The sequence below is a fragment of the Alistipes sp. CHKCI003 genome (assembly GCF_900021155.1).
GTDB lineage: Bacteria > Bacteroidota > Bacteroidia > Bacteroidales > Rikenellaceae > Alistipes > Alistipes excrementavium.
The window spans coordinates 25,076-35,744 of the sequence record NZ_FCNT01000030.1 but is presented as its reverse complement, the minus strand read 5'-3'; the positions used below and the strand labels follow the sequence as shown (position 1 = coordinate 35,744).

Genomic DNA, 10,669 nt, shown 5'->3' with positions numbered 1-10,669 from the left:
GTAAGTCCCGGATGCGGTCGCTCCCGCCAAGAGCGAGGACCGCACGGCGGGCGGTTCGGCGGGCGGCGATGTCCCTGCGGCGGCCCCTGCGGCGGAGAGGTCTGCCGCGGGGGTTTGCGATTCGGCGGCCAATTCGGCGGGAGCCGTCGTACCGCTGTCGGCCGGCGGAGCCGTCTCGGGGCGTTCGGTGCCGTCCCGTCCCCCGGCTCCGGCAGAGCGTGGGGCCCGTACTTCGGAAACGGGCGCCGGCCGTTCCGCAGAGGCTCCCGCAAAAGAAACTACAAGCACCGAGGGATGACATGACGATTCTGCCGCTCGCATACCTCGGTTCGGTCGAGTATTTCGCCCGCCTGCTGCGCGGGGACTGCGTGGTCGACTTGGGCGAACATTTCGTGAAACGCTCGGTGCGCAACCGCACCCGCATCCTCGCCTGCGACGGAGCGATGGAACTCACCGTGCATGTCGCACACGCCGACCGGCCGCGCACGCCGATGCGCGACGTGCGGATCGACTACTCGAAGCGCTGGCAGCACCAACATTGGGGCGCGCTGGTCGCCTCTTACAGGGCGTCGCCCTATTTCGAGCACTACGCTCCCCGATTCGAACCTTTCTACCGCACCGGATACGGGTTCCTCGTGGACTACGACTGCGAATTGCTCCGTCTGATGTGCGGCCTCATGGGCGTGCCCGAGCCCCTGTTTTCGGAGCGTTATGTGGAGGCCGCCCCGGACGATCTGGACCTGCGGCCCCGACACGCGCAAGGCCCGGACTTCTCGCCCGAGCCTTACGTGCAGGTTTTCGCCGACCGGTTGCCCTTCGTGCCTAATTTGTCTGCTGCGGACCTCCTCTTCGCAGAGGGACCTGCTGCGGCCGCACTCTTAAGACGCTGCCTGCCCTGATCTCCGCGCTGTCCGCAAGACCGCCCGCCGTGGCCACCACCGTACACGGACCGCTGATCGTTACCGTGTCCGAAAGATATTGGCAGGGAGCCCATTCGCGGACCCTCACCGTGTCGCCGGCGACCGTGAGCACGGGCATCTGCTGGGCGTAGATCCGGAACTGCTGCGGTTCCCCGGCCTGCATCCGGCGCCGTCTGTCGGCGATGCGGAGCGTGGGTTCGCGCCGGTTCCAGAGCGCCTTGTAGAGGTAGAATGCGTCCTTGCGTTCGCGGCGGTCGAGCGTAACGAGCCCCGAGGCGTTGATCCCGTAGGGACGCCGTGCCGACCCGAAGTCGAAGAGGTTGTTGATCCAGACGCCCCAGAAGAGCGAATCGCCGTCCAGATGCTTCGCGTAGCTTTCGTGGAATCGGGTCTGGCGGCTCTCCGGCAGCCAGTTAATGTCCGGCGCCGGATGCGCTTCGGTGCTGCGGTGTCCGGTCATCCCTTCGTTGCCGTAGGCGACGCCCGAACGCAGGCGGCTCCAGTTCTTGCGCATCAGCGCGCTCCACACCTTCACGTCTTCGGGCGATCCCTTGTCCCATCCGACGTTCTGCTGCCAGACGATGAGATCGGTGATGAAGTTGATCTCGCCGTTCCGGTTGCTGCAAGCCACCGTCGGGCGCGAAGGGTCCATGCGGCGGGCTTCGCCGTCGAGCGAGCGGACATAGGCATCGGGATCGTCTCCCCGCGTCCACAGACAGGAGAAGATGCCCCACATCGCCACCGACGGATGGTTGATGTGCTGTGCGATCAGCTCGCACAGCTGGCGGCGTCCGTTCTGCTCGAACCGCGGCGTGGCGTAATAGTCCACGTCGCCCAGAAAGGGCGCGCGCAGAAAAGGCAGTTCGATCCACGCCAGCAGCCCTTCGCTGTCGCACCGGTCGTAGAAGTATTGTCCGTGGGGCATGCCTGCGGAACGCACGGCGTTGGCGCCCAGTTCGCGCACGAAGGCGAGGTCCGCGTCGTAGTCGGCCCGTGTCGGAGCGCCTCCCGAGACGAGGTTGTCGTGGTAGAGCGAGACGCCTTTGACGGCGAATCTGCGCCCGTTGATCCGCAAGCCTCCGTCCGCCGTTACGCGGATGTCGCGGAATCCTGTGCGGATGCTCACCGAGTCGCGGGCGTCGCCCTCCTCCACCCGCACCGTCAGCGTGTAGAGCGCCGGGCTTTCGGGCTCCCACAACACGGGATCGTCCAGTGCGAAGGGGATCGTTACGGGTTTCCCGTCGAGTTTCGCCTTCTGGCTGCGCAGCAGGGCGCGGTAGCCGTCCGGCGCCGTGATTTCGAGCGAAAGGTTGCAGCTTCCCGCCCCCGGTGCCGCGAGGAGCCGGATCTCCGCCTCGGCTTCGACCCGGTCGTCCGTAACCGATTTGGGGCGGATCACGAGGCCGTCGGCACCGTAATAGTCCGGCGTTACGGCGGTCCGGTCGGTCAGGATCAGTTCCGCTTCGCGGTAGAGGCCGCCGTAGAGGTTGTGGTCGGACGAAGTGGGAAGCACGTCGTTCTGCCACGTGTTGCTCACGTCGACGCGCAGGTCGTTCGCCGCGCCGCAGCGGACTTTGTCCGTGATTTCGAAGACGAAAGCCGTGGCTCCGCCGCGGTGCTCGCCCGCATGGCGGCCGTTGACGAAGAGATCGGCGACGCTCTGCGCCCCGTAGAACTTCAGGAAGAGCCGTTTGCCCTTCCACTCCGCGGGAATGAAGATTTCGTTCAGGTAGGTTCCCGTCGTCCGAAGGAAAACTCCGCTTCCCGTGATGTCGGTGTCCCACGTGTGAGGCAGCGAGACGATGCGGGCGTTGTCGCTGCTGTTCTCGTGCCTGAAGAAGAAACGCCAACCCTCGTTGAGGGGGTAGACGGTGCGCCCCGACGCCGAGAGAGCGGCCAGCAGCAGCGTTAGAGTTGCGATGCAGCGTTTCATGTCGTTCTGTTTTATTCTTCGCAAAGGTACGAAAGAAAGGGCGAAATGCAAGTATCGCGGGCTATACCGCACGTCGCCCCTCCGTCAGTCCGCGGATGCGATGCGACGAACGGTCCGGACGATGCGTATTTCATATGATACGCATAATGCGGATTTATATAAAAATATTTGCATTGCAAAATATAATGCGTATTTTCGACACAACGATGAGCTACGAAGAGGAAATCGCACACATCTCTGCACGAATCAGAGAGTTGCGAAAGGAGAGAGGGATGACGGTGCAGGAGTTGGCCTACCGTTGCGATATTGAGAGATCGAATCTGAGCCGGATCGAGAGCGGCCGTGCGAACGTAACGCTGAAAACACTGTGCGCCATTTGCGGCGCACTCGGCATCAGCCTCAAAGAGGTGGTCTGACCGGGCAGAAGCCCCGGAACCTTCCTTCGTTATGATATCTGTCGGTTCCGAACGGGCGGGGCGGGAGGTTCGTCCCGCGCCCGATCTTTCGTGTCCGTGCCGCTCCGCGGAAGCACGGCTCGCCCCGTTCGGCAGGTTCGTGCTCGGCAGCAGGATGCGTCCTGCCCGACATGACTGTGCGCGGCGGTGCGTTCCTCTCGGCCGGCAGGCTTATGTCTGAGGCATCGGCGGCTGCGGGGAGGGGCGCGGCGGTGCGTTCGCCGCCCCTCCCTCCGGCCGCATCCGCCCATGCGCATAAATGCTTCGGTTTTTGCTTTTGCCTGTGTTTTATACTATCTTTGCGTCCGTGAACGCCGGCCCGCAGAGACGGCGCATCCGCACGGCCGGACCCGATCCGCCGCGGTGCGCAGCCGGTCTGCCTCCGGCCCGGACAGATAGCCGATGAATACGATCGACCTCGTGGTGTACCTTGTGCTGGCACTGGCCCTCTTCGAAGGCTGGCGCCGCGGTGCGATCCTGCAAATCTGCTCGCTCGCGGGACTCGTCGCCGGCATCTGGCTCGCGGCCCGCTACGGCGCCGCGGTCGGAACGTGGCTCGGCATCGACCCTGCGGCCTCCGCGGCCGGAGGTTTCGCCGCGGTGCTGGTCGCCACCGTGATCGCCGTGGCGGTGCTGGCCCGTCTTCTGCGCAGGCTGTTCCGTTTCGCCGGCTTCGGCATTCCGGATATTCTGCTCGGCATCGCCGTCGCGGTGTTGAAATACCTGTTGCTGCTGAGCGTGGCGTTCGCGGCGCTGGAGAGCCTGAACGCCGATTACGGCCTCGTGAACCGCGAGACGGTCGTGAGCTCGCGCTGGTTCGGCCCCGTGCGGGGCCTCTCGGACCGGCTCCTCCCCTTTCTCGACTGGGTGGGAGACCGAATTCCTGCGTAAGTGAGAATGACTATGGAAAGGCTTTTTACGGGAACCGTGGTCCGTGCGACGGGCAGCTGGTACGAGGTGCATACCGACGAAGGGAACGTGCGCTGCCGTATCCGCGGCAGACTGCGTCTTCGGGGCGTCCGCTCGACCAATCCCGTGGTCGTGGGCGACGCCGTGCGCTGCGAGGCGGCGGCGGACGGTTCGTGCGTCATCGCCGAGGTGCTGCCCCGCCGCAATTACGTGATCCGCCGCGCTTCGAACCTCTCGAAGGAGTCGCACATCATCGCCTCGAACCTCGATCAAGCCCTGCTGCTCGTAACGCTCGCCGAGCCGCAGACCGCTCCCGAGTTCGTCGACCGGTTTCTCGTAACGTGCGAAGCCTACAAGGTGCCCGCGACGATCCTCCTGTCGAAGAGCGACCTCCAGCAGCGCGAGGCGCTCGCCCGGTTCCGCGCGGTGTACGAAGGCGCGGGCTACCGCGTGCTGGAGGTCTCGGCACGCGAAGGGACGGGGCTGGAGGCCGTCGGAGCGTTGCTGGCGGGCCGCACGACCCTCGTGGCGGGCAATTCGGGCGTGGGCAAATCGACGCTGGTGAAGGCCGTCGACCCTGCGCTCGACATCCGCACGGGTGAAATTTCCGGCAGCCACCACAAGGGCCGCCACACCACTACCTTCTCGACGATGTACCCCCTCGCCGGCGGCGGCTGGATCATCGACACTCCGGGCATCAAGGGATTCGGACTGATCGACATCGACGACGCCGAGCTGTGGCACTACTTCCCCGAAATGATGCGCCATGCCCCGGGCTGCCGCTTCTACAACTGCACCCACACCCACGAACCCGGCTGTGCGGTCGCCGAGGCCGTGGAGCGGGGCGAAATCGCCCGGGCGCGCTACGAAAGCTACCTGAAAATCCGGTCCGAAGATGAAAAATACCGAAAGTAATTCCTCCGTGCGAACTGCGGAGCGGATCGCCGCACTCGCGGAGTTCATGACGCCGGAGCGGTTCGCCACCCTCCGCCGCACGGCCGCCATGCGGAGCCGCTATATGACCGTGCTGGCCGAGAACACGTTCCATCCCCAGAACGCCGCCGCGCTGATCCGCCACTGCGAGGCGTTCGGCGTGCAGGAGATGCACACCGTCGAGACGCTCTGCCGCTTCGCGCCCAACGCCGCCGTCGTGCGCGGCACCGACCGGTGGGTCGACATTCGCAAACACCCCTCGACGGCCGCGGCGCTCGCAGCGCTCCGCGGCGCAGGCTACCGCATCGTGGCGACCACGCCCCACCGGGAATCCTGTACGCCCGAGACGTTCGACGTGGCGCGCGGACCTTTCGCACTCGTCTTCGGGACCGAACACGCCGGCATTTCGGACGAGGTGTTCGCCGCGGCGGACGAATACCTGCGCATCCCCATGTGCGGCATGGTCGAGAGCCTCAACGTCTCGGCCTCGGCCGCGATCCTCATCTACATGCTCTCCGAGCGGATGCGGCAGACGGTCGGCGGGTGGCGGCTGACCGACGCGGAGCAGTCCGAAGTGCTGCTGCGGTGGATGCGCCGCTCGGTGAACGATTCGGAGCGGATCCTCGACCGGCTGGAGTTGTAGCGCGGCTTCTTTGGCGGCAGGACGGGCGCGAAGTCTCCCGGCGGGTGCAGTCCGCCGCGTTGGAGCGGCGGCGAACCGACGGCACTGCGGGGGCGGTGCCGGGCTCAGACGGGAAAGGCGAATTGCCTTTCGGTAACTTCGGGTACCGAAGGGACAAAACAGAACGGGAATTTCGATGTGTTTTTCGGCACCTCGAAGCCCGCAACCTGCGCCCCTGCAAACGAATACTCGATTATAGATTACAACGATGGAACATCCCATTCTCCGCAAGCAATTTCTGGCCCATGTCGGCCAGACCTCGCCCTCGCCGCTGATGATCGAGGTGGCGCGGGCCGAAGGTTCGTTTTTCTACACGCCCGAAGGCAAACGCTACTACGATCTGGTGGCGGGTGTCTCGGTGAGCAACGTCGGACACTGCAATCCGTGCGTCGTGCGCGCCGTGCAGGAGCAGGCCGCGCGCTACATGCACGTGATGGTCTACGGCGAGCTGGTCGAGCGCCCGCAGGTGGCCTATGCCGCGCGGATCGCGGAACTGCTGCCCGATCCGCTGTCGAGCGTCTACTTCGTCAACTCGGGCGCCGAGGCGGTCGAGGGGGCGCTCAAGCTGGCCAAACGCTTCACGGGCCGCACCGAGCTCATCTCGATGTGCCGCGCCTACCACGGCTCGACGCACGGGGCCATGAGCATGATGGGCACGCCCGAGGGCGAGGAGTGGAAGGCGGCATTCAGGCCGCTGCTGCCCGACGTGCAGTCGATCGAATTCAACGACTTCGCGGCGCTGGAGCGGATCACCGAACGCACGGCCTGCGTGCTGGCCGAGCCCGTGCAGGGCGAGGCGGGCGTGCGTACGCCTGCCGAGGGTTATCTGGCGGCGCTCCGCCGCCGCTGCGACGAGGTGGGGGCCCTGCTGATCTTCGACGAAATCCAGACCGGCATGGGCCGCACGGGCGCGCTGTTCGCCATGCTCCGCTACGGCACGACGCCCGACATCGTCTGTCTGGCCAAAGCCTTCGGCGGCGGCATGCCGCTCGGGGCGTTCGTCTCGTCGAAACGGATCATGGATGCCTTGCAGACCGCCCCCGTGCTGGGGCACATCACCACCTTCGGGGGGCATCCGGTCTGCTGCGCGGCGGGTCTCGCGGCGCTCGACTATCTGCTCGGCCACCGGGTCGTGGAGCAGGTCGAGGCGAAAGGGGCGCTCTACGAATCGTCGCTCGGCGACCACCCCGCCGTGCGCGAAATCCGCCGCAGCGGCCTGCTCATGGCCGTCGAGTTAGGATCGCCGGAGAAACTGTTCCGCACGATGGAGCTCTTCGCCGAAGAGGGGATTCTGAGCGACTGGTTCCTCTATTGCGACACGGCGTTCCGCATTTCGCCGCCCCTCACGATTTCGGAGGACGAAGTGCGCGACAGCGCCCGCATCGTCCGCGCGTGCCTCGACCGGCTGTGAACGGACTTTCCGCATGGCCCGATCGTAAAGCGCTGTTTCCCGCGGCGTGCGCTGCGGCGGCGGATGCGTTCGGAGCGATAACCCCGCAAAATCGGAATCGCGGCCGGTTTATTCGCTTCGGTATTTCCCGGTCAAAGCCGATCGCTCCCGGCTCTGCGACCACATCGTCTTCGCCTCCGGACGCTTGCGTCGGCCTTCGTCGCGCGGATCCGCGATTTGGGACAGTTTTGCGTAAACGGCCGTTTTTCGGCTGCGGCCGCCGGACGGTTGCCCGCGGCCGTTCGGCACCTTATCGTTCCGAATCATGGAAAAACGTCCCGAGCGGCGATCGGGGCTGTCTAACAAGTTTTTTACTCTCTGAGAATTGCGTATTGGGAAAAGTTCCCGAATAGCGGTACGAATAAAAAAGGGACGTCTAAAACGTATTGGACAACCTCCTTCGGGAAATCTTTCGCGATGCCTGCCGCACAATAAAAAACGGGAGAGCCATCCCTATCGCTGTCAGGCGCCCTCCCGCCGCAGCCCGCAGGATGCGACGCATCCCGCGAAACCGCGTATGTCCGATTCGGGCCCGCCGCCGCGCACGAAAAAAAGGCGCGGACGAAATCCTACGATTCGTATCGAGGTCCTGAGAAACCCACACAGAAAACCATAGAATCCGCCCGCGCTGTAAAACGACACGGGCATCGACTTTGGCTTTTCTGTGTCTTGAAATTTCTCAGGTTTCGATACAAAGAAAAAGCGAATGCCTAAATCAAAAGATATGTAAAGAACGTCCGGCGTTTGTCATCGCACGGGACGAAGATACGCAAAAAAACGGTACGCGATGCGTTTTGCAAACTTTATACGACTTGAAATTGATCGTAATGCACTGTATGATATGGATTTATGGCGGCCGTTTTTTATTCCGGCCCTCTTCCCGCCGTGCGGTCGCGGCGGGAGCGGAGGAGCGGTTCCCGGAAAAAGGTCGGAAGAGGGGATGCGCAGCCGGAGGGCGGGCGCATCGGATGCGGCCGGCGGCCGCACGGCGGCGCAGGGGGCGGGACGAATGCGGGACGGGACGAAGAGGCGGGTGCAGCGGAACCGGATGCGGGACAGCCGTGTCCGGAATCCGTAATCGGGATAGTTTTATCCGTAATGGAGTTACTTTGTCGCGGGATTCGGTGCGTATCTTTGCACCGTGGAACTTTCCGCGCTTCCGGCTTCCCGCGTCCCTCGCAGCATGCCCCCTGACGGCGGAGCTCAGCCGGCGGCGCGGCGGCAGACCGAAAGGAGCGTTTCGCCGAGCCGGGTGCGAAGACGAACGCAAGACCGGACTTCGCCGAGGCGGGAAATGAAAGAAAACAGAATGCGACCGTTCCGTTCAGGAGGGAGCGACCCGGACCTGCCCGAGGATCGACAAGGCGGAAAACGGCCGGGGAATTTCAACTTAAAGTCATTGTAAAAAAGATGTATCTTGAGAAAATCGACACTCCGCAGGACGTGAAACGACTTGCGGTGCAGCAGCTCGAAACGCTGGCGGACGAGGTCCGCACGGCGCTTCTGCAAAAACTGAGCGCTCACGGCGGCCACATCGGCCCCAATCTGGGCATGGTCGAGGCGACCATCGCCCTGCACTACGTCTTCGATTCGCCGAAGGACAAGATCGTCTTCGACGTGTCGCACCAGAGCTACACCCATAAAATGCTCACGGGCCGCCGTGCGGCGTTCCTCGATCCGGCGGCGTACGACGACGTCTCGGGTTACACCGACCCGCGCGAGAGCGAGCACGACCACTTCACCGTGGGGCACACTTCGACCTCGGTGAGCCTCGCCTGCGGACTGGCCAAGGCCCGCGACCTTCGGGGAGGCCGCGAAAACGTCATCGCCGTGATCGGCGACGGATCGCTCAGCGGCGGCGAGGCCTACGAAGGGCTGAGCAATGCCGCGGAGGCGGGCACGAACCTCATCGTCGTGGTGAACGACAACGAGATGTCGATCGCCGAGAACCACGGCGGCCTCTACGGCAACCTCGCGCTGCTGCGCCGGACGCAGGGCGCGGCCGAGTGCAATTACTTCCGTGCGCTGGGGCTCGACTACCTCTATGTCGAAGCCGGCAACGACCTCGGAGCGCTGATCGGGGCTTTCGCCCGCGTGAAGGATACGCCCCGTCCGACGGTGGTGCACATCCACACGCAGAAGGGCAAAGGCTACGCTCCGGCCGAGGCCGACCGCGAGCGTTTCCACTGGGGCATGCCGTTCGACCGGGCGACGGGCGAGCCGCTCTCGGCAGGCGGCGGGGAGGATTACGGCGACCTCACGGCCCGCTTCCTGCTCGAACGGATGCGCGAGGACCCGGCCGTGGTGGCCATCACCTCCGGAACACCCGCCGTGATGGGCTTCACACCCGAACGGCGCCGTGCGGCGGGCCGCCGGTTCGTCGACGTGGGCATCGCCGAGGAGCACGCCGTGGCGCTCGCGTCGGGTATCGCCCGCGGCGGCGGACGGCCCTTCTACGGAGTGTACAGCACTTTCGTCCAGCGCACCTACGACCAGTTGTCGCAGGACCTCTGCATCGACCGCAATCCTGCGGTGATCGGCGTCTTCATGGGCACGATCGCGGGGCTGAACGACGCCACGCACCTCGGATTCTTCGACATTCCGCTTCTCGGCAACATTCCGAATCTGGTCTATCTGGCGCCGACCTGCGCCGAGGAGTATCTGGCCATGCTCGACTGGGCGCTCCGCCAAAGGGAACATCCCGTGGCGCTGCGCGTCCCGGGCGCCGCCGTCGTGCACAGCGACCGCACGTTCGACACGGATTACGGCCGTCTCGACCGATTCGAAACCACGCGCCGCGGGTCGCGGGTCGCCCTCGTGGGGCTCGGGGCGTTCCACAGCCTCGCCGAAGCGGCGGCCGACCGCCTCGAAGCCGAGGCCGGTATCGGGGCGACGGTCATCAATCCGCGCTACATCACGGGGCTGGACGAGGAGCTGCTCGAAGCGCTGAAGGCGGATCACGAAGTGGTCGCAACGCTGGAAGACGGCGCGGTCGAGGGCGGCTTCGGCGAGAAGATCGCCCGCTGGTACGGCCCCTCGGCGATGCGCGTGCTCTGCTACGGAGCCCGCAAGGAGTTCGCCGACCGGTTCGACCCGCAGGAGCTTCTGCGCGCCAACCGTCTGACCGCCCCGCAGATCGCCGAAGATATCCGGCGCATACTGGCTGAAGTGTAGGAAGAACGGCCCCATGGAGCGAGGAAGGCTGCTTTCGGATCACCGAGGGCAGCCTTCGCCGCGGAGGGCCGAATCGTATATTTCCGCCCGACGACCGGCGACTCCGGCCGGCGGTCGCTGCCCGAAATATCGGCCGGAGGCTTTGCCGGTCGGTTTCGTCCGGCCGGTTTCGTCCGGCCGGTCCGGCCGAAACGTTGCGGCTCGCCGGCTTTC

General features: G+C 65.0%; 8 protein-coding genes. 7 read left to right on the top strand and 1 reads right to left on the bottom strand.

The genetic code is table 11. The annotated features are described in order from the left end of the window. Positions 1-299: 299 nt before the first annotated feature. Positions 300-899 carry a WbqC family protein gene (locus BN3659_RS04735; RefSeq protein WP_091534991.1) on the top strand — a complete coding sequence of 200 codons (600 nt, stop codon included), beginning with the start codon at positions 300-302 and terminating at the stop codon, positions 897-899. On the opposite strand, the gene BN3659_RS04730 is transcribed toward BN3659_RS04735, so the two are convergent. Beyond that, a complete protein-coding gene (locus BN3659_RS04730) occupies positions 823-2,853 on the bottom strand; it encodes a glycoside hydrolase family 2 protein (protein ID WP_091534989.1) in 2,031 nt (676 codons plus the stop codon). The genes BN3659_RS04735 and BN3659_RS04730 overlap by 77 nt on opposite strands. Positions 2,854-3,038: 185 nt before the next feature. Here BN3659_RS04730 and BN3659_RS04725 point away from each other — a divergent pair, with 185 nt between their 5' ends. The 6 genes from BN3659_RS04725 to BN3659_RS04695 all read left to right on the top strand — a co-directional run bounded on the left by BN3659_RS04725 (position 3,039) and on the right by BN3659_RS04695 (position 10,456). Further along, on the top strand, positions 3,039-3,269 hold the full coding sequence (locus BN3659_RS04725; protein ID WP_091534996.1) for a helix-turn-helix domain-containing protein: 231 nt from the start codon (positions 3,039-3,041) through the stop codon (positions 3,267-3,269). Between the two features lie 441 nt (positions 3,270-3,710). Beyond that, complete coding sequence (locus BN3659_RS04720) at positions 3,711-4,199, top strand: CvpA family protein (protein ID WP_091534988.1); 489 nt, start codon at positions 3,711-3,713, stop codon at positions 4,197-4,199. A gap of 12 nt (positions 4,200-4,211) precedes the next feature. Beyond that, complete coding sequence (gene rsgA, locus BN3659_RS04715) at positions 4,212-5,132, top strand: ribosome small subunit-dependent GTPase A (RefSeq protein WP_091534986.1); 921 nt, start codon at positions 4,212-4,214, stop codon at positions 5,130-5,132. Then, positions 5,113-5,793: a TrmH family RNA methyltransferase gene (locus BN3659_RS04710; protein ID WP_091534985.1), complete on the top strand. Its 681-nt coding sequence runs from the start codon at positions 5,113-5,115 to the stop codon at positions 5,791-5,793. Before rsgA ends, BN3659_RS04710 begins: the two co-directional genes overlap by 20 nt. Before the next feature lie 247 nt (positions 5,794-6,040). After that, on the top strand, positions 6,041-7,243 hold the full coding sequence (locus BN3659_RS04705; protein ID WP_091534984.1) for an aspartate aminotransferase family protein: 1,203 nt from the start codon (positions 6,041-6,043) through the stop codon (positions 7,241-7,243). 1,449 nt (positions 7,244-8,692) lie between these two features. Continuing rightward, a complete protein-coding gene (locus BN3659_RS04695) occupies positions 8,693-10,456 on the top strand; it encodes a 1-deoxy-D-xylulose-5-phosphate synthase (RefSeq protein ID WP_091534981.1) in 1,764 nt (587 codons plus the stop codon). The last annotated feature ends 213 nt before the right edge of the window (positions 10,457-10,669 follow it).

What these genes read in the sequence shown, in the direction of transcription:
- BN3659_RS04735 (WP_091534991.1), top strand. Translation starts at nt 300, where the DNA reads ATGACGATTCTGCCGCTCGCATACCTCGGTTCGGTCGAGTATTTCGCC.
- BN3659_RS04730 (WP_091534989.1), bottom strand. Translation starts at nt 2,853, where the DNA reads ATGAAACGCTGCATCGCAACTCTAACGCTGCTGCTGGCCGCTCTCTCG.
- BN3659_RS04725 (WP_091534996.1), top strand. Translation starts at nt 3,039, where the DNA reads ATGCGTATTTTCGACACAACGATGAGCTACGAAGAGGAAATCGCACAC.
- BN3659_RS04720 (WP_091534988.1), top strand. Translation starts at nt 3,711, where the DNA reads ATGAATACGATCGACCTCGTGGTGTACCTTGTGCTGGCACTGGCCCTC.
- rsgA (WP_091534986.1), top strand. Translation starts at nt 4,212, where the DNA reads ATGGAAAGGCTTTTTACGGGAACCGTGGTCCGTGCGACGGGCAGCTGG.
- BN3659_RS04710 (WP_091534985.1), top strand. Translation starts at nt 5,113, where the DNA reads ATGAAAAATACCGAAAGTAATTCCTCCGTGCGAACTGCGGAGCGGATC.
- BN3659_RS04705 (WP_091534984.1), top strand. Translation starts at nt 6,041, where the DNA reads ATGGAACATCCCATTCTCCGCAAGCAATTTCTGGCCCATGTCGGCCAG.
- BN3659_RS04695 (WP_091534981.1), top strand. Translation starts at nt 8,693, where the DNA reads ATGTATCTTGAGAAAATCGACACTCCGCAGGACGTGAAACGACTTGCG.